Origin of the sequence: Herbaspirillum sp. DW155 (assembly GCF_037076565.1) — a bacterium.
Lineage (GTDB): Bacteria > Pseudomonadota > Gammaproteobacteria > Burkholderiales > Burkholderiaceae_D > Herbaspirillum.
This window is the reverse complement of the sequence record NZ_AP029028.1, coordinates 4073478-4091259: the sequence shown is the minus strand read 5'-3', so window position 1 is coordinate 4091259 and position 17782 is coordinate 4073478. Positions and strand designations below refer to the sequence as shown.

Annotated in this window: 17 protein-coding genes; 6 read left to right on the top strand and 11 right to left on the bottom strand. The window is 63.2% G+C overall.

What is annotated here, in order from left to right:
* Positions 1-76 precede the first annotated feature (76 nt).
* From AACH55_RS18545 to AACH55_RS18535, 3 genes are all read left to right on the top strand, one after another.
* On the top strand, positions 77-1180 hold the full coding sequence (locus tag AACH55_RS18545; RefSeq protein WP_338716122.1) for a glycosyltransferase family 9 protein: 1104 nt from the start codon (positions 77-79) through the stop codon (positions 1178-1180).
* The gene (locus tag AACH55_RS18540) at positions 1180-2169 is read left to right on the top strand and encodes a glycosyltransferase (RefSeq protein WP_338716121.1); all 990 of its coding nucleotides are present in this window, start codon (positions 1180-1182) and stop codon (positions 2167-2169) included. The genes AACH55_RS18545 and AACH55_RS18540 overlap by 1 nt, the downstream gene beginning before the upstream one ends.
* 67 nt (positions 2170-2236) lie before the next feature.
* Positions 2237-3358 carry a glycosyltransferase family 9 protein gene (locus AACH55_RS18535; RefSeq protein WP_338716120.1) on the top strand — a complete coding sequence of 374 codons (1122 nt, stop codon included), beginning with the start codon at positions 2237-2239 and terminating at the stop codon, positions 3356-3358.
* Between the two features lie 26 nt (positions 3359-3384).
* On the opposite strand, the gene AACH55_RS18530 is transcribed toward AACH55_RS18535, so the two are convergent.
* The 11 genes from AACH55_RS18530 to AACH55_RS18480 all read right to left on the bottom strand — a co-directional run bounded on the left by AACH55_RS18530 (position 3385) and on the right by AACH55_RS18480 (position 13852).
* A complete protein-coding gene (locus tag AACH55_RS18530) occupies positions 3385-4119 on the bottom strand; it encodes a DUF5672 family protein (protein ID WP_338716119.1) in 735 nt (244 codons plus the stop codon).
* Between the two features lie 50 nt (positions 4120-4169).
* Positions 4170-5441, bottom strand: coding sequence for an O-antigen ligase family protein (locus AACH55_RS18525; protein WP_338716118.1), 1272 nt, complete (start codon positions 5439-5441; stop codon positions 4170-4172).
* Between the two features lie 236 nt (positions 5442-5677).
* Positions 5678-7141: a ribonuclease G gene (rng, locus tag AACH55_RS18520; protein WP_338716117.1), complete on the bottom strand. Its 1464-nt coding sequence runs from the start codon at positions 7139-7141 to the stop codon at positions 5678-5680.
* Positions 7138-7752: a Maf family protein gene (locus tag AACH55_RS18515; protein ID WP_338716116.1), complete on the bottom strand. Its 615-nt coding sequence runs from the start codon at positions 7750-7752 to the stop codon at positions 7138-7140. The genes rng and AACH55_RS18515 overlap by 4 nt, the downstream gene beginning before the upstream one ends.
* A 55-nt stretch (positions 7753-7807) precedes the next feature.
* On the bottom strand, positions 7808-8278 hold the full coding sequence (gene rlmH, locus AACH55_RS18510; protein WP_006464668.1) for a 23S rRNA (pseudouridine(1915)-N(3))-methyltransferase RlmH: 471 nt from the start codon (positions 8276-8278) through the stop codon (positions 7808-7810).
* The gene (gene rsfS / locus AACH55_RS18505; protein WP_338716115.1) at positions 8278-9039 is read right to left on the bottom strand and encodes a ribosome silencing factor; all 762 of its coding nucleotides are present in this window, start codon (positions 9037-9039) and stop codon (positions 8278-8280) included. The genes rlmH and rsfS overlap by 1 nt, the downstream gene beginning before the upstream one ends.
* Positions 9039-9707: a nicotinate-nucleotide adenylyltransferase gene (locus AACH55_RS18500; protein ID WP_338716114.1), complete on the bottom strand. Its 669-nt coding sequence runs from the start codon at positions 9705-9707 to the stop codon at positions 9039-9041. The genes rsfS and AACH55_RS18500 overlap by 1 nt, the downstream gene beginning before the upstream one ends.
* On the bottom strand, positions 9707-10627 hold the full coding sequence (gene hemF, locus AACH55_RS18495) for an oxygen-dependent coproporphyrinogen oxidase (protein ID WP_338716113.1): 921 nt from the start codon (positions 10625-10627) through the stop codon (positions 9707-9709). Before hemF ends, AACH55_RS18500 begins: the two co-directional genes overlap by 1 nt.
* A 133-nt stretch (positions 10628-10760) precedes the next feature.
* Positions 10761-11591, bottom strand: coding sequence for a mechanosensitive ion channel family protein (locus tag AACH55_RS18490; RefSeq protein ID WP_338716112.1), 831 nt, complete (start codon positions 11589-11591; stop codon positions 10761-10763).
* Positions 11592-11785: 194 nt separating this feature from the next.
* Positions 11786-13054 (bottom strand): phosphoribosylamine--glycine ligase, encoded by a 1269-nt coding sequence (purD, locus tag AACH55_RS18485; RefSeq protein WP_338716111.1) that lies wholly within the window; start codon positions 13052-13054, stop codon positions 11786-11788.
* Between the two features lie 72 nt (positions 13055-13126).
* Positions 13127-13852, bottom strand: a complete 726-nt coding sequence (locus AACH55_RS18480; protein ID WP_338716110.1) for a YebC/PmpR family DNA-binding transcriptional regulator — start codon at positions 13850-13852, stop codon at positions 13127-13129.
* Between the two features lie 225 nt (positions 13853-14077).
* Here AACH55_RS18480 and AACH55_RS18475 point away from each other — a divergent pair, with 225 nt between their 5' ends.
* From AACH55_RS18475 to AACH55_RS18465, 3 genes are all read left to right on the top strand, one after another.
* Positions 14078-15709 (top strand): helicase HerA-like C-terminal domain-containing protein, encoded by a 1632-nt coding sequence (locus AACH55_RS18475; protein ID WP_338716109.1) that lies wholly within the window; start codon positions 14078-14080, stop codon positions 15707-15709.
* Between the two features lie 66 nt (positions 15710-15775).
* Positions 15776-16696, top strand: a complete 921-nt coding sequence (locus AACH55_RS18470; RefSeq protein WP_338716108.1) for a DMT family transporter — start codon at positions 15776-15778, stop codon at positions 16694-16696.
* A 69-nt stretch (positions 16697-16765) separates the two neighbouring features.
* On the top strand, positions 16766-17740 hold the full coding sequence (locus AACH55_RS18465) for a quinone oxidoreductase (RefSeq protein ID WP_338716107.1): 975 nt from the start codon (positions 16766-16768) through the stop codon (positions 17738-17740).
* Positions 17741-17782 lie beyond the last annotated feature (42 nt).

The window sequence follows — 17782 nt, the reverse complement described above, 5'->3', positions numbered from 1 at the left end:
CCGGCCACTGCCCGTTGGCACCATCCTTTTTCCGGTGTCGCCATGATGACGACCACGCCCTGCCCGAGGACATGACATGCCATTGATTCCCCAGGAACAGCTGGCCAAGGCCGACAAGATCCTGTTCATCGCCCATCTGGCCATCGGCGACTTTACCTATCTGCAAAACGGTTTCAAGGCGTTTTCCGAGGCTTATCCCCATCTGCGCATTCATCTCTGGATCGACGAGGTAAGGCGCACCAACGACCGCAGCAAATGGGGCTACCTGAAAAACTACGCACTCTACGACTGGGCAGAGAGCTGTCCCTTCTTCGAGAAGGTATATCGCCGCACCTACAGCCCGGACTTGCTGGCCGAGTCGATCACGCAGGCGCAGGCGGAGGCCTATCCGATCGTGATCTCCCTGGCCACGTTGCGGCGGCCCCAGTATGCCCGGCTGGCGCGCGCCTGCGGTCCGCAGGCCTGGGTGGTGGGGATGCGTGGCAAGGCCCGCTGGTACGTGCCGTCGGACTTTGCGGCCTATCGGAAGCTCGACGCCAGTTTTGCCGCGTTCCAGACTTTTCCCGGGTACCACATCACTGACGAATACGCCGACTGGTTCATGCAACTGGCCAACGTGCGCATGGACCGCCAGCAGCGTTTCCCCTATATCGACATTCCTGCGCACTGGCAGCAGCAGGCGCGTGAGCAACTGGCCAGCTGGGGCATCCCTGCACGCCGGGAGGACGCGCCGCTGGTCTTCATCAATCCGTTTGCCAAGACGCGCAAGCGCTGCTGGCCGGTCGGCCGCGTCGCCGACCTGATCGGCTTGCTGCAGGCACAAGGCAAGTGGCGCCATGCCCACTTCATCATCAATGCCACACCCCAGGAGATCGAGCAGGCCCGGCAGGAGATCGCCGACCGGCTACCGGCGCGCACCTTCTGGTTCAGCGCGGACCAGAACTTTTACCAGTTGCCGGCCCTGCTGCAATGCTGTGACCTGGTGGTGTCGGTCGAAACCGCCGTCATGCACCTGGCCAATGCCGTCCATGTGCCGGTGGTGGCGCTGATGCGGCGCAAAAATCCTGAGTGGGCGCCTTTCGACAAGGCCAACAGCCGGGTCGTCATGGCCGCCCGGCGCTCAGACTGGGTGGACGCCATACCTGCCGAGCAGGTACGCGCGGTGATGGAGGCGCTGTGATGGCTGAGCTGCCCGAACCTGTTCTCCAGAGTGGCTACGCTGGCGGTGATGATTCTTTTCATATCGTGTTCTGCGTGGATGACCGCTATTTCCGCTGCATGGGCGCGACCATCGCCTCCATCCTCGAACATAATCCGCTACGCCATTTCACCTTCCACGTGCTGGCCACCAAGGTGTCCGATGACAATCGTCGCCTCTTCGAGGGCCTGGCGCAACGCCCCGGGGTGCGCTGTCACGTCCATCTGCTCGATGCGGGTCTGTTCGATCGTTTCGAGCAATACACGCGTTCGTCCTACTATTCCTCGGCCATTTTTGCCCGCCTGGTCATTCCCGACCTGCTCAAGTCCTATACCGACCGGGTGCTTTACCTGGATGCCGACATCCTCTGCGTGGGCAGCATCGATGCGCTGGATGCGCTGGACCTCACCCAGGATATCGTGGCCGTGGTGCCTGACGCGATTGCAACCACGCAACGCCGGGTCGCCGCGCTGCAACTCAAGCATGGGCGCTATTTCAACTCCGGCATGTTGTTCATCAACATTGCGCGCTGGCTGGAGGCAGGGATCAGCCAGCAGACGATCAGCGCCATCCTGCAGCAGGGAGAGCGTTTCCGCTTTCCCGACCAGGATGCGCTCAATGTGGTGCTGGATGGCCGGGCGCGCTACATCGACATCCGCTGGAATTATCTCTACGGCCTGGTGGGCGACCTGGAAGGCAATCGTCCGGCACTGGACATTGCGCCAGGTGCTGCGACCTTCATCCATTTCGCCGGCTCGGTCAAGCCTTGGGGTGCATGGTGCGGGCATGATGCTGTCAAATTGTTCGAACACTGCCACCGGCAGTCGGCATGGGCTGCCGTGCCGCTCGATATGGCGCCGCAGAACTACAAGGAAGCACGCATGCATTCCCGCTTCCTGTGGGCGCGCGGCCAGCGCCTGGAAAGCCTGCGCTGGTATCTGCGCTACCTGCGCATGCGCCGCAGGCGCTGACCTGCCGCTGTCGCCGCCCAGTCCAGTAGCCGTCGGCTTCTGCTCCCTTTGAATTGCTTTCGATACCATGTCCCAACAACTGATCTCTCCCGAACTGCTGAAGAAATCTGACAAGATCCTGTTTGTCGCTCACTTGGCGCTGGGGGATTTCACCTATATGCAGAATTGTTTCCGGGCCTTCAAGCGCGCCTACCCGCATATCCGCATGCACCTCTGGGTCGACGAGGTGCGCCGTACCTCGGATGCGTCGAAATGGCCGCACCTGAAGAAATATTCCCTGTACGACTGGGTGGGGGCTACCGGCCTGTTTGATCGCATCTACGACCAGACCTACAGCCCGCAGCTGTATCAGCAATCGATTGTGCAGGCGCAGGCCGAGCAGTACCCGATCGTGGTCTCGTTCGCCGTGCTGGCACGTCACCTGTACGCGGAACTGGTGCGCAAGATCAGTCCGAAAGGCTTTGTTGTAGCGCAGAAGAAGCGGGTGCGCCTGCTGGATATCCGCAAGTATCTTGCCTATCGCAAGCTGGACGCGTTCATTCCCGCCTACAAGTCCTCGGAACTGCAGGGGGAACATATCAGTGCGCTCTATGCGTCCTGGTTCGAGCAGCTCTTCGGCATCACCACCACGCCAGAGGAGCGCTTCCCCTTCGTGGAGATTCCCCCGCAGTGGCAGCAGCGCGCGCGCGAGGATCTGGCGGCGCAGGGCGTGCCGGCCGGGGCGCAGCTGGCATTCCTCAATGCGTTTTCCAAATCCGAAGAGCGCAGCTGGCCGCTGGAGCGCATGCTGGAGCTGGCGCAGCGCATGCAGCAGCTGCCGGCCTGGCGCGATGGATGGTTCGTGCTCAACGTCGTCCCTGAGCGCCTGGAACAGGCGCGCGCGTTGCTGGCGAAGTCCGATGTCCGCAACATCCTGCTCTTCAGCGCAGAAGAAAACTTCTTCCAGCTGCCGGCCTTGCTGGCGTTGTGTCAGCTCATCATTTCCGTGGAGACGGCCGTCATGCATCTGGCCAATGCCGTGCATGTCCCGGTGATTGCCCTGATGCGGCAGACGAGTCCGGAGTGGGTGCCTATCGATGCTGCCAATAGCAAGATCGTCAGCGTCAAGAGCCGCAAGGGATGGATCACCGAGATCGGAGTGGAGGAAGTCCTGGCCCATGTCCGGGCCATTGGGATGGTTGCCGCCTGAACGGGAGTCCGGCGGCCCTGCCGGGGTCAGCGGACGCTGAAGCGTCCGTGATGCAGCAGATGATAGATTTTCAGCCAGAGCGGGCGTAGCGGCATGTTCCAGCCCTGGTGGCCATGATGGCCGAAGGCCTCTTCCAGACGCCCTTCACAGCTGAATCGGGCGGCCAGCTCCACCGGTGCAAAGCGGAAACCGGCCTGTTCCAGATACGGGCGCAGATACTGGCAGATCACCACGTCTTCATTGTCCGTCACTTCGACGGCCGGATCCTCGGCCAGAAACTGTTGCAGACGGCGGCTGCGCAGGGAAAAGCCGCCGTTGCCGACGCGATGCTCGCGATGGGCTTCACCGCGGGTGAGGTGCGCCGGCCAGGGCGCGCCTACATAGTCGTATTCAAGGAAGGCCGGATCCCACATCCGGTACTTCCATACGAAGCCGTCCCATTGCGCCACCAGCACGTATTCGGTATCGACATACCGGTAAAGATCCTTGACGACGAAGCGGGAATATTCCTCGATGGAGCGCAGCGGCGCGATCTGCACCACGCCGGGATCTTCCGACGCGAAATGGGTCAGCAGTTTGGCCGCACCAAAATCACAGTAGAACTGGCAATGGTCGAAGGCACGCCGTGCGCGCTCGTAGTTGACGCAATCGATCACGACCAGGGTGACTTGGGGCAGCGCAATGCGGTTGACCTTGCCGAACAGCGGGAAGCCGAATTTGAATTGCTTGTTGCGCAGCTTTTGCTGTAACCAGGAAGACATGGGCATGGTTTTCGGGAAAGGTGGACAAGGTGTGATGCAAGGCGCAGCGATCAGGCTGCCGGGTGGGCCCGCTGCGTCTGCCTGCGGTAGCAATGGGCAAAGAGGATGGCCATGAAGATCGCATAGAAATTGTCGCTGGCACCCCACATGAAGGTCACGTCGGTCAGACCGAAGATGAAGAAACCCACGGCGGTCATCAGACCCATGCTGGCCACGGCACGGACCTCGGCATCGGCATCGCGCATCTTGCGGGCAAAGCAGACGCCCGGCACCAGGTACAGCGCCAGCAGGCCGGCCAGCCCGAAAGTACCCAGGGTGGCCATGTTGTAGAAGATCTCGTTGTGGGAATGGATCTGGCGTGCGATCACGGGCGAGATCTTGCCTTGCTGTCCGAGCCCCTGCAGTGTCGAGTGGAAGTTTTCGCGGCCAACGCCGATGAGGGGATGCTCGAGGAAGAGCTCATAGGACGTTTTCCACAGGCCCAGGCGCGTGCCCACAGAGGTATCCGAGCTGGCATCCTTGGAATAGGTGGTGATGTCTTGCTGGGCCGCCTCGACCCGGTGCTGCACTTGTGGATTGAGCACGAACAGGCTGATCAATCCCAATACACCCGCCAGCGCCAGCAAGATCTGCTTGCGCTGCTCAAAACGGTCGAACAGGATCCTCGAGGCAATCGCAGCCAGCACTGGAATGGCTAGCCATGTTCCGCGCGTGCCCGAAATGTAGGCCGCATAGAGCGTACCCAGGAAGGCCACGATCTTCAGCAGGTTGAGCAGATGCAGCAGGTTTCCGCGACCGGGCGTGTAACGGATCGACACCAGGGTGTAGAAACCCATCAGCAGCGTCATGTCGGCAAATTCGATGATGGGCATGAAGTCCACATGTCCTGCGCGCGTTGTCCCACCATCGGTGATGATGTACATCTTGACAGTGCATAGCAATGCGCCCAGCACATAGCTCCATTGCAGCCAGCCCAGCATGCTCGCGCTGCACTGCAGACAAGCCCAGGCCAGCAGGACGAACAAGGCCATGCGCGACGGATAGTCAAAGCTGCGCGCGGCGAAGTCGCCCGAGATGAGCTGGTTGAGCAGGATGGCCAGCAGCATGCCTGCCATCGCCAGATGCCACGGCCAGAACCGGCGAACGAAGGTACCGAACCGCAGATCGGCATGCTGGCTGCGCAAGACCAGCGACAGCAAGGCGGCCAGGAGCAATGCATAAAAGCCGAGATTGCCGGCCCTGCGGCCGATCAGCAACAGGCTTGAAGTAGAAAACAGGACGAAAAAGACGACCCAGCGGAGCGACGTGATGCGATTCTTCATGATGGACGAGGCGTATTGTTCTATGCGGCCAGATTGTTCGATGGACTTGGCTTGAACTCGTTCATGCCCCCCCTCCAACGACCAATCTATTTTTATCAGCTTGTTTTAAGTTGCCAAGTCATCCTCGACTTCAGCGGACCTTCATATTGCTATTACGGTCAGTTAGTTCCCGTCTTGATTCCGTGAAGTGTAAATTCTGAATTCACACTGTCCCCACGGTAATCATTTACGCCGATTTACATGAGGATGATGTCGTACTGCTCCTGCTGGTAATCACTCTGCACCTGCAGCGACACCGGCTTGCCAATGAAATCGCCCAGCATGGCCAGGTGTTGAGATTCTTCTTCCAGGAACATGTCCACCACCACCTGCGAGGCCAGGATGCGGAATTCGCGCGGATTGAACTGCTTGGCTTCGCGCATGACCTCGCGCAGGATCTCGTAGCACACCGTGCGCGGCGTCTTGACCTGGCCACGACCCTTGCAGGCCGGGCAGGTCTCGCAGAGGATGTGGGCCAGCGATTCGCGGGTGCGCTTGCGGGTCATTTCCACCAGGCCCAGCGTGGAAAAGCCCGACACCGAAATCTTGGTACGGTCGCGCTGCAAAGCCTTGCCCAGCTCGGCCAGCACGGCCTGGCGATGCTCCGTGCTCTCCATATCGATGAAGTCCAGGATGATGATGCCGCCCAGGTTGCGCAGCCGCAGCTGGCGGGCGATGGCGTGCGCTGCTTCGAGGTTGGTCTTGAAGATGGTGTCGTCGAAGTTGCGGCCGTTGACGAAGCTGCCGGTGTTGACGTCAATGGTGGTCATCGCCTCGGTCTGGTCGACGATCAGGTAGCCACCCGACTTCAGGTCCACACGGCGGCCCAGGGCACGCTCGATTTCTTCTTCCACCCCATACAGGTCGAACAGCGGGCGTTCGCCGCGATAATGCATCAGCTTGGGCAGCACCGAGGGCGTATAGATGGCGCCGAACTCCTGCAGCATGTGGAAGTTTTCGCGCGAATCGACCTGGATGGTGGCGGTGTGGTCGGAGACGAAATCACGCAGCACCCGCTGCGCCAGCGACAGATCCTGATGCAGCAGCGTGGGCGCCGGCTTGGTCTTGGCCTGCTTGATGATGGTGGCCCAGGTGGTGCGCAGGTATTCCACGTCCATCTGCAGGTCGGTGTCCGAGGCATCCTCGGCCATGGTGCGGATGATGAAGCCGCCTTTTTCTTCCGGCGGCAGCAGCGCCTGCACCTTGCTGCGCAAGAGTTCGCGCTCGGCTTCATTCTCGATGCGCTGGGAGATGCCGATGTGCTTGTCCTGCGGCAGGTAGACCAGCATGCGCCCGGCAATGGAGATCTGCGTGGAAAGCCGCGCTCCCTTGGTGCCGATGGGGTCCTTGATGACCTGCACCGTGATGGTCTGGCCATCGTGCAGCAGTTTCTCGATGGGAATGGCCGGCGTGTTCTGGCCGTCGTGCGGACGGGCTTCCCAGATGTCGGCCACGTGCAGGAAGGCGGCACGCTCCAGACCGATGTCGATGAAGGCTGATTGCATGCCCGGCAGAACCCGTACCACCTTGCCCAGGTAGATGTTGCCGGCCAGGCCGCGCGAGAGCGTGCGCTCGATGTGCAGTTCCTGCACGGCACCTTGCAGGATCAGCGCCACGCGCGTCTCCTGCGGCGTGATGTTGATGAGGATGTCTTCGCTCATAGGATGCGGACCCCCGCTTGTTGTAATAGTTGAGCCGTCTCGAAGAGCGGCAGCCCCATGATACCGGAATGGCTGCCCACGATATGACTGATGAAGACCGAAGCCAGGCCCTGGATGCCATAGGCACCGGCCTTGTCGTAGGGTTCCACCGTATTGCAGTAGGCCGCGATGGCCTGCTCGGCAAGCGGCGCGAAGCTGACGTCGGATTGCTGCACGATCTGCCAGACGTCAGTATCCACCCCGTGCGTCACGCCTACCGCCACGCTGGTCAGTACCTGGTGCGTGCGGCCGGAGAGCAGGGAGATCATGCGCACGGCTTCATCGTGATCGGCCGGCTTGCCCAGGATCATGTCATCGACCACCACGGTGGTATCGGCCGCGAGCAGCGGGCGGTGCGGCAGCTGGCGCAGGATCATGGTCTGCTGGGCGCTGTCGAGCTTGGCGCGGGTGACGCGGGCAACGTAGTCCAGCGGGGCTTCGCCGGGCAGCACGCTTTCGTCGACTTCCTTGTCCGAGAGCAGCAGTTCGAAATCGATGCCGATCTGGCGCAGCAGTTCGCGGCGGCGCGGGCTTTTCGAGGCGAGATAGATTTTGTGGTCCGCTTGTTTCATTGAGCCATGGATGTCAAAGACCGGATCCAGCGCGGCTGGCCGGCGGTGGACGGATTCAGGCGCGGTGGTAGGGATGGTTCTGCGTGATCGACCAGGCCCGGTACAACTGCTCGGCCAGCATCACCCGCACCATGCCGTGCGGCAAGGTCATGCTGGAGATGCGGATGAGCGTATCGGCACCGGCCTTGAAGCCCGGATCGAGGCCATCGGCCCCCCCGATGACGAAGGCCACGTCGCGTCCATCCTGTTGCCACTGCACCAGTTGCTGCGACAGCTGCACCGAGGTCCAGTCGCGGCCGCGCTCGTCCAGCGCGATCACGCGCGCACCCTTGGGCAGCGCCGCTTCGATCTTCTCGCGCTCCTGCGCCATCACGGTTTCTGCCGTGCGGCTGCCGGAGCGTTCGACGGGTTTGATTTCCTTGAGGATGATCCGGCATTCCGGTGGCATGCGCTTGGCATACTCCTGAAAGCCGGTCTCGATCCACGCCGGCATCTTGTGGCCGACGGCAGCGATCACCAGCTGCATCAAGCCTTGCTGGTACGCTTGGCGGCCGGCTTCTTGGCGGTCTCGCTCTTGGCGGGCGCCACGCGCACGGTCTTGCCGGTCGGGGTCTTGGGCGCAGCCGCCTTGCGGGTAGTGCCGGCCTTGGTGGTAGTGGTCTTGCTGCCGGCAGCGGTGCCACGGGTGGTGGTGGTCTTGGCTGCGGTGGTCTTGGTGCCGGTGGTACGGGTGGTGCGGGTCGTGCCTGCGGCAGCGCGGGTACCGGTGGTGCTGGTGGCAGTTGCGCGCGGCTTGCGGGCCGGCTTCTTCGGTGCGTCCTCGTCGTCATCCAGGGCCTGGCTGGCTTCGACGGCTTCCGCCTGGGCGCGGGTGCGGCGGGTCTTGGGGGCCGGGGCTTCGTCGGCCGCGGCGCGCTTGGCGGCAGCCGAGGTGCCGGTGCGCTTGGCCGCGCCCAGCTTGACTTCCTTGTCGCCCCAGATTTCTTCCAGGCGGTAGTAGGTGCGGATGGCCGGCTGCATGATGTGCACGATCATGTCACCCAGGTCGACCAGCACCCATTCACCGGTGTCTTCGCCTTCGACGCTGACGACGTTGCCGCCCTTGGCCTTCACCTTGTCGCGCACGGACGCGGCCAGCGCCTTGGTCTGGCGGTTCGAGGTACCGGAGGCGATGGCCACGCGGTCGAACAGGCTGGTCAGGTGCGAGGTGTCATAGATGCGGATTTCTTGGGCCTTGACGTCTTCCAGGGCGTCCACGACCAGGGTTTGCAGTTTTTTGATGTCCATTATTGAGTTCGGTACAGATGTTGTTGTTCGATATAGTCTAGCACCCTGCCCGGGATCAGCGAATCGGGTCGGATGCCGCGTTGCAGCTGGGCACGGATTTCAGTCGATGAGATATCGACCGCCAGCCCGAGGGCCAGGTAGCCGTATCCGTGCGGGGTGCTGCGGATCTCTTGCGGCGCAGCGCTGCGCCGCTTGAATTCTTCGCGCACGGCCGGCGGCACGTGCGCATCGGCCAGCGCGAAGCCGGGCCGCGAGGCCGCGCACAGATGCGCGTACTCGAACAGTTCCTGCCAGTGCTGCCAGGTATCCAGATGCTGCAGCTGGTCGGCGCCCATCAGGAAAACGATGGAGACCTCCGGTCCCAGCTCGGCGCGCAAGGCGCGCAGGGTATCGATGGTGTAGGTCGCGCTGGCACGGCGGATTTCCTGTTCATCGATGACCACCGGCACCTGCTGGCGGTCGAAAGCCAGCCTGACCATTTCCACGCGATCGGCCGGTGTGGCCTGCAAGCCATGCTTCTGCCACGGATTGCCGGTGGGAATCACGCGCAGCTCGTCAGGCTGCAGCAGTTGCACGAAATGCTCGGCCAGCAGGACGTGGCCATTGTGCACCGGATCGAAGCTGCCGCCGAGCACGGCAATGCAGCGTTGCGCCGCAGGCGGCGCCATTACAGCCATTCCTTGTGCACCAGGAAGTCCGAATACAGCGCAGCTTCCGGGCTGCCCGGTTGCGGATGCCAGTCATAGCGCCACTTCACCAGCGGCGGCATGGACATCAGGATGGATTCGGTGCGTCCGCCCGACTGCAGTCCGAATAGCGTGCCCCGGTCGAAGACCAGGTTGAATTCCACATAGCGGCCCCGGCGATAGGCCTGGAAGTCGCGTTCACGCTCGCCATAGGGCGTATCGCGGCGCGCCGCCACGATGGGCAGGTAAGCCTCCAGGAAGGCATCGCCCACGCTGCGTTGCATGGCAAAGGCCTGCTCGAAGGGCAGGGCGTTGAAGTCATCGAAGAAGATACCGCCCACCCCGCGCGGCTCCTTGCGGTGCTTCAGGTAGAAATAGTCATCGCACCACTTCTTGAAGCGCGGATACAGGTCTTCGCCATAGGGCTGCAGCGCATCGCGGCAGGTGCGGTGGAAGTGGACTGCATCTTCCTTCACACCGTAGTAGGGCGTGAGGTCCATGCCGCCGCCGAACCACCAGACGGCTTCTTCGCCTTCCGCATGGGTGGTGAAGAAGCGCACGTTCATGTGCACCGTCGGCACGTAGGGATTGCGCGGATGCAGCACCAGCGACACGCCCATCGCTTCCCACGCACGCCCGGCCAGGTGCGGACGGTTGGCCGCAGCCGAGGGTGGCAGGTTCTTGCCCATCACGTGCGAGAAACCGACGCCGCCGCGTTCCAGCAGCTTGCCTTCTTCCAGCAGGCGCGAGGTGCCCCCACCGCCTTCGGGGCGTTCCCAGGAGTCCGACAGGAAGGATTTGCCATCGGCGGCTTCCAGGGCCGCGACGATGCGCTGTTGCAGGTCCTGCAGATAAGCCTTGACGGCAGCGGTGTTGGTGGAAGCGTTGGAATGGATGGTCACGGCGGGTCGCTCTGATGCACGGTTACTGGACGGAAATGCGTTCCAACCCGCCATTGTACCTTGAGCGCCCCGGCCTGGGGCGCCAAAAGCCGGTCCGTGCACTGTGCCGGACCGGCCTTGTGGGGCATTGGCCTCAGTTTTGCGGCGGTTGAGCCAGCGGCACGGCCACCTGATAGGTCGCGGGGGCCGGCCAGCCTTCCTTCAGGCAGACCTCGGCGATGGCGTTTTGCACGTCGTTGTAGACCTGGCCGAAATTGGGCGTGGGCGCGTGCACGCGCAGGGCGATCAGGGTGCCGGTGGCGTTGAACTCCTGGATCACGATGCCCGGCGCCGGCGTCTGCAATACGTTGGGGATGGCATTGATGCGCTCGCTGAGCTTGGCGATGGCCTGCTGCGGATCGACGCTGTAGGCAATCTGGCAACGCAGGTCGGTGCGGCGGGTGGCGTTGACGTTGTAGTTGATGATGTTTTCCGAGAACAGCTTGTTGTTGCCGATGATCACGCGCAGGTTGTTGTCGGTGGTGATGATGGTGGTCACGAGACCAATGTCGGAGACGGTACCGGTCTGGCCGGCGGCGGTGATGTAGTCGCCCACCTTGAAGGGGCGCAGCACCACCAGGAAGATGCCGGCCGCGAAGTTCGACAGCAGGCCCGACCAGGCCACACCCAGCGCCACGCCGACCGCGCCGATCATGGCGGCAAAGGAAGTCGTGGGGATGCCGCACACTTCCAGGATGCCCATCACCAGCAGGATGCGCAGGATGACGTGCATGGCCGAGCTGGCATAGTTGACCAGGGTAGTCTCGAACTGGCGCGCGGTCAGCACCCGGCGCACGACCTTGGACAAGGTATTGATGAGCATGCCGCCGACCACCCAGATGGCGATGGCGGCGATCACCTTCAGGCCGAAGGGAACCAGGTAAAGGTTGATCAAAGTTTCAAAATTGAGCAGGTGGCTTGGCATCGATATGTCCTTTTTTTCTGAGAATGCGGGTTCCGGGGTGGCATGCTGCCCTGAAACACCCGTCGAGCTTAGGCTACGCAGGTGCCATTTTGTTGCAGCAAGGCGCCACGTTGCCACCAGCGTCCAAAAATGAAATCCCCCGCAACACGCGCGGCGTTGCGGGGGACAAGGTGCAGCTGAAGCATCGGCCCGGCTTAGCGCTTGAGTGCGCGCCAGCCGATATCACGGCGCATCTGCGAGCCGGCGAAGTGGATCAGGTCGGCAGCGTCATAGGCGTGCTTCTGCGCCACCTTCACGCTGTCGCCCAGGCCCACCACGCACAGCACGCGGCCACCGTTGGTGGTGAGCTTGTCGCCGTTGAGGACGGTGCCGGCGTGGAAGGTCACGCAATCGGCGGTCTCGGCCGGGATGTCGGTGATCAGGTCACCCTTGCGCGGTTCGTCCGGATAGCCATGGGCAGCCATCACCACGCCCAGCGCGGTGCGGCGGTCCCATTCCAGTTCGATCTTGTCCAGGGTGCCGGTCACGGCGTGTTCGAACACCGTCAGCAGATCGGTTTTCAGGCGCGCCATGATCGGCTGGGTTTCGGGATCGCCCATGCGGCAGTTGAATTCCAGCGTCTTGGGATTGCCCTCGGCGTCGATCATCAGGCCCGCATACAGGAAGCCGGAGAAGGGGATGCCATCCTTGGCCATGCCCTGCACGGTCGGGATGATGATCTCGCGCATCACGCGTGCATGCAGCGCCGGGGTGACGATGGGGGCGGGGGAATAGGCGCCCATGCCGCCGGTGTTGGGGCCCCGGTCGTGATCCTGCAGGCGCTTGTGGTCCTGGCTGGTGGCCAGCGGCAGGATGTTCTTGCCGTCGACCATGACGATGAAGGAAGCTTCTTCACCCGCCAGGAATTCCTCGATCACCACGCGCGCACCGGCGTCGCCCAGCTTGTTGTCAGAGAGCATCATGTCCACGGCCGTATGCGCTTCTTCCAGCGTCATGGCGACCACCACGCCCTTGCCGGCGGCCAGGCCATCGGCCTTGATGACGATGGGCGCGCCCTTCTGGGCGATGTAGTCATGCGCGGCGGCCACGTCCGAGAAGGTCTGGTACTCGGCGGTGGGGATCGCGTGACGCTGCATGAAGGCCTTGGCGAAGTCCTTGGAGCTTTCCAGTTGCGCCGCTTCCTTGGTGGGGCCGAAGATCTTCAGGCCACGGGCGCGGAAGACGTTGACGATGCCGGCGGCCAGCGGGCCTTCCGGGCCGACCACGGTCAGCGCCACGTGCTCCTGCTCGACGAAATCGGCCAGGGCCACGGGATCGGTGATGGCGATGTTCTGCAGGCGCTCGTCGAGCGCGGTGCCGCCATTGCCGGGGGCAACATAGACCGTCTGGATGCGCGGCGACTTGGCAATGGCCCAGGCCAGCGCATGTTCACGGCCACCGGAGCCAACAACTAGGATTTTCATGGGATAGGAAGATAAAAGTGGCGAATGGGGCGGAAAGTGTCGTGTTGTCCGAGTCGTTTCAATGCGTGTGAATCATTCTTCGATCACGGCATTGGTATAGAGCTGCTGGGTATCGTCCAGGTTCTCCAGCGCATCCAGCAGCTTCTGCATCTTCACGCCATCCTCGCCCGCGAACACGGTCTCGGTGGAGGGCTTCATGGTGATCTCGGCGACCTCGGCCTTGAAGCCGGCGGCTTCCATGGCCGATTTCACGGCGGCGAAGTCGTTCGGGCCGGTCAGCACTTCGATGCCACCTTCGTCGTCGGTGATGACGTCTTCGGCACCGGCTTCCAGGGCGGCTTCCATGACGGCATTTTCATCGGTGCCGGGCGCGTACATCAGCTGGCCACAGTGCTTGAACATGAAGGCTACCGAACCTTCGGTACCCATGTTGCCGCCGAACTTGGAGAAGGCGTGGCGCACTTCGGCCACGGTCCGCACGCGGTTGTCGGTCATGCAATCGACGATGATGGCCGCGCCGTTGATGCCATAGCCTTCGTAGCGCACTTCTTCATAGTTCACGCCATCCAGGGCGCCGGTCCCGCGCTGGATGGCGCGGGTCACGTTGTCCTTGGGCATGTTGGCGTCGGAGGCGCGGTCCACCGCCAGGCGCAGGCGCGGGTTGGTGTCCGGATCGCCCCCGCCCATGCGGGCAGCGACGGTGATTTCCTTGATCAGTCGGGTCCAGACGCGACCACGCTTTTCATCCTGACGGCCTTTACGGTGCTGAATATTGGCCCATTTGCTGTGTCCAGCCATGTTGAATCTTTCCTGCGAGATGGTGAGGCCAGAACCGCCCGGTCTGCGCAAGTCAATGTTGCGCTCCGGCAAGACCGGCGGGCGCGGGCAAGGCATCGCTGCAGAAGGGGACCAGGCTCAGGCAGGACCGATAATGCATTTCCTGCCGCCATGTTCTGACTATAATCGGGCGGGCATTTTACCATACCGCCACCCCGTGATTTTCGCCTTCAAGGCTGAGTTGACATGATTAATCCGCTCCCCATCGCCACCCATTCAGGCGGGCCACTGTGCCTGCTGCCGCAACTGGCCAACCGCCACGGCTGCATCACCGGCGCCACCGGCACCGGCAAGACGGTCACGCTGCAGGTGCTGGCCCAGGCGCTTTCCGACATCGGCGTGCCGGTCTTCATGGCCGACGTCAAGGGTGATCTCTCCGGCCTGGGCAAGGCCGGCAGCGCCTCACCCAAGACCGCCGCACGCCTGGCCCAGCTGGGCCTGCCAGAGCCGGCCTGGGCGGCTGCACCCGTGGCCTTCTGGGATGTCTACGGCGAGCAGGGCCATCCGGTGCGCGCCACCGTTTCGGACATGGGGCCGCTGATGCTGGCCCGCATGCTCAATCTGAACGATACCCAGCAGGGCGTGCTGCAGCTGGTCTTCAAGATTGCCGACGATCATGGCCTGCTGCTGCTCGACACCAAAGACCTGCGCGCCATGCTGCAGCACGTGGGCGAGAACGCGGCCCAGTTCAAGACCGAATACGGCAACATCTCGGCCGCCAGCGTGGGCGCCATCCAGCGCGGGCTGATTGCCATCGATGAACAGGGCGGCGACCGCTTCTTCGGCGAACCCATGCTCAACATCGAGGACTGGATGCAGACCGATGCCCAGGGGCGCGGCATCATCAACATCCTCGCCGCCGACAGGCTCATGAACGCGCCGCGCCTGTATTCCACCTTCCTGCTGTGGATGCTCTCGGAACTCTTCGAGCACCTGCCCGAGGTAGGCGACCTGGACAAGCCCAAGATGGCCTTCTTCTTCGATGAGGCGCACCTGCTCTTCGATGAGGCCCCCAAGCCGCTCCTGCAGAAGATCGAGCAGGTGGTGCGCCTGATCCGCTCCAAGGGTGTGGGCATCTACTTCGTCACCCAGAATCCGCTGGACATCCCCGACACCGTGCTGGGCCAGCTGGGCAACCGCGTGCAGCACGCCCTGCGCGCCTACACCCCGCGCGACCAGAAGGCGGTGCAGGCGGCCGCTGAAACCTTCCGTCCCAATCCCCTGGTCAATACCGCCCAGGCCATTACCGAGCTGGGTGTGGGCGAGGCGCTGGTGTCCTTCCTCGATGAGAAGGGCCGCCCCAACATGGTCGAACGCGGCTACGTGCTGACCCCGGCGTCGCAGATCGGTCCGCTCAGTGAGCAGGAGCGGCGTGCTTTGATTGCTTCCTCGCTGGTGGCCGGGGTGTATGAACAGGCCATCGACCGGGAATCGGCCTATGAACGCCTGAAAGGCCGTGCCGTGCAGCAGCCGCAGGCCCCGGCGCCGCAAACGGCGCCCGCGCCCGTGGATGACAATGCCTGGGGCGCCTCGGCCGGCCGCAATGTCCCCGCCCCGGCCAGCACGTCGCGCCCGAGCGGCGGCACGCGCATGCCGCCGCCTCAGCCGCAACCCTCTGCGCCACAACAAGGCGAGGGCGGCGGGCTGGGTGATCTGCTCAAGGATGCCGCAGGCGGCATTTTTGGCAGCGGTGGCGGCAACCGCCGCAGCGATTCGCCGCTGCAGGCCATGGTCAAGTCGGCCGCGCGCAGCATCGGTTCACAGGTCGGACGTGAACTGATCCGTGGCGTGCTCGGCTCGCTGATGAAGAAGCGCTGAAGCCATCGCCCGCGCGCCCCCGCATCCGGGCGGCGCGCGGGCAGTCCAGGGTTTACAATCGCGGCCATGACTGCCGCTCACTCCCCCCTTCACGCCACCCCGCGCCAGGCCTTCCTGGGCGGACTGCTGCTGGCCATCGTCGGCGCCGTCTTCTTTTCCGCCAAGGCCATCGTGGCCAAGCTGATGTACCGCTACCAGGTCGATGCGGTCATGGTGATCACGCTGCGCATGCTGTTTTCCTTCCCCATGTTCGCCGCCGTGGCGCTCTGGAAGGCCCGCACCCAGCCGCCGCTGGCGCGTGCCGACGTGCTGCGCATCGTGGTGCTGGGGCTGATGGGCTATTACCTGTCGAGCTTTCTCGATTTCCTCGGCCTGCAATACATCTCGGCCGGGCTGGAACGGTTGATCCTGTTCCTGACGCCTTCCTTCGTCATGCTGATCGCCTTTTTCTTCTTCAAGCGCAAGGTCGGGCTGATCGAATGGGCGGCGCTGCTGGTGTCCTACTTCGGCACGGTGCTGGTGCTGCAGCATGATCTGCATACCGGCGGCAGCAACGTCATCCTCGGCAGCGCCCTGGTGCTGGGCTCGGCCTTGAGCTATTCGATCTACCTGATTTCTTCCGGCGAACTGGTGCGCCGGGTTGGTGCGGTGCGGCTGGTGGCGTATGCCATGTGCGTCTCCAGCGTGGCCTGCGTGATCCAGTTCTTCGTGCTGCGCGCGCCCTCCGAGCTGATCACGCAGGTGGCACCGGTGTACCAGCTCTCGCTCTTCAATGCGGTCTTTTGCACCGTGCTGCCGGTGTTCCTGACCATGGTGGCGGTGGCCCGCATCGGCGCGCCCACCGCTGCCCAGGCGGGCCTGGTGGGGCCGGTCTCGACGCTCTTCATGGGCGCCGTGCTGCTGGATGAGCCCATTACCGGTATCCAATTGGCCGGGACCGCGCTGGTGCTGGCGGGCATGTGGCTGCTGTCACGCAAGAAGCGCTGAGGCGTTCTATACTGGCCCTCGACATATGAATATTCAGGCTTGATATCCACCCAATACAAGGAGACCCAGATGGCAAAAGCAATCCGCATGAGCAAGACCGGCGGCCCCGAGGTGATGGAATACGTGGACGTGGAAGTGGGCGAGCCCGGTCCCGGCGAAGTGCGCATCCGCCATGCTGCAGTCGGTCTGAACTTCATCGATTGCTATTTCCGTGCGGGTCTGTATCCGCAACCGCTGCCCGCTGGCCTGGGCCAGGAAGGCGCGGGTACCATCGAAGCGGTCGGCCCCGGTGTCACCCACGTCCAGGTCGGCGACCGCGTGGCCTACGCCGGCCGTCCCAATGGCGCCTATGCCGAGGCGCGCGTGATGCCGGCCGATATCCTGGTCAAGCTGCCCGATGCCATCAGTTTCGACACCGCTGCAGCCATGATGCTGCAGGGCATGACCGTGCAATACCTGCTGCGCCAGACCTATGCCGTGCAGCCCGGCGAGACCATCCTGTTCCACGCGGCGGCAGGCGGCATCGGGCTCATTGCCTGCCAGTGGGCGCGTGCGCTGGGCGTGAACCTGATCGGCACCGTCAGCAGCGACGAGAAGGCCGCCCTGGCCCGGCAGCACGGTGCGGCCCACGTGATCAACTACAAGACCGAGAACTTCGTCGAGCGCGTCAAGGAAATCACCGGGGGCAAAGGCGTCCCGGTTGTCTATGACTCCATCGGCAAGGACACCTTCATCGGCTCGCTGGACTGCCTGCGGCCGCGCGGCATGATGGTCAGCTTCGGCAATGCCTCCGGTCCGGTGGCGCCGTTCGGCGTGTCCGAGCTGGCTTCGCGCGGCTCACTGTTCCTGACCCGTCCGTCCCTGGGCAACTACATTGCCACCCGCGCCGAACTCGATGCCACTGCGGGCGACCTGTTCGACATGGTGCAGAGCGGCAAGATCACTATCGAGATCAACCAGCGCTATGCCTTGAAGGACGTCGCCCAGGCCCATGCCGACCTGGAAGGCCGCAAGACCACCGGTTCGACCATCCTGATCCCCTGATGGCCGCCTGATGCAATGATCCCCTGATCGCCTGCCCGAAGA

Coding starts and splice junctions, on each gene's coding strand:
- rlmH (WP_006464668.1), bottom strand. CDS start 8,278: ATGCAGCTGGTGATCGCTGCCGTCGGCCACAAGATGCCGGCGTGGATC.
- purD (WP_338716111.1), bottom strand. CDS start 13,054: ATGAAAATCCTAGTTGTTGGCTCCGGTGGCCGTGAACATGCGCTGGCC.
- AACH55_RS18470 (WP_338716108.1), top strand. CDS start 15,776: ATGACTGCCGCTCACTCCCCCCTTCACGCCACCCCGCGCCAGGCCTTC.
- AACH55_RS18540 (WP_338716121.1), top strand. CDS start 1,180: ATGGCTGAGCTGCCCGAACCTGTTCTCCAGAGTGGCTACGCTGGCGGT.
- AACH55_RS18545 (WP_338716122.1), top strand. CDS start 77: ATGCCATTGATTCCCCAGGAACAGCTGGCCAAGGCCGACAAGATCCTG.
- AACH55_RS18535 (WP_338716120.1), top strand. CDS start 2,237: ATGTCCCAACAACTGATCTCTCCCGAACTGCTGAAGAAATCTGACAAG.
- AACH55_RS18465 (WP_338716107.1), top strand. CDS start 16,766: ATGGCAAAAGCAATCCGCATGAGCAAGACCGGCGGCCCCGAGGTGATG.
- AACH55_RS18475 (WP_338716109.1), top strand. CDS start 14,078: ATGATTAATCCGCTCCCCATCGCCACCCATTCAGGCGGGCCACTGTGC.
- rsfS (WP_338716115.1), bottom strand. CDS start 9,039: ATGGACATCAAAAAACTGCAAACCCTGGTCGTGGACGCCCTGGAAGAC.
- AACH55_RS18515 (WP_338716116.1), bottom strand. CDS start 7,752: ATGAAACAAGCGGACCACAAAATCTATCTCGCCTCGAAAAGCCCGCGC.
- AACH55_RS18500 (WP_338716114.1), bottom strand. CDS start 9,707: ATGGCGCCGCCTGCGGCGCAACGCTGCATTGCCGTGCTCGGCGGCAGC.
- rng (WP_338716117.1), bottom strand. CDS start 7,141: ATGAGCGAAGACATCCTCATCAACATCACGCCGCAGGAGACGCGCGTG.
- AACH55_RS18490 (WP_338716112.1), bottom strand. CDS start 11,591: ATGCCAAGCCACCTGCTCAATTTTGAAACTTTGATCAACCTTTACCTG.
- AACH55_RS18480 (WP_338716110.1), bottom strand. CDS start 13,852: ATGGCTGGACACAGCAAATGGGCCAATATTCAGCACCGTAAAGGCCGT.
- AACH55_RS18530 (WP_338716119.1), bottom strand. CDS start 4,119: ATGTCTTCCTGGTTACAGCAAAAGCTGCGCAACAAGCAATTCAAATTC.
- AACH55_RS18525 (WP_338716118.1), bottom strand. CDS start 5,441: ATGAAGAATCGCATCACGTCGCTCCGCTGGGTCGTCTTTTTCGTCCTG.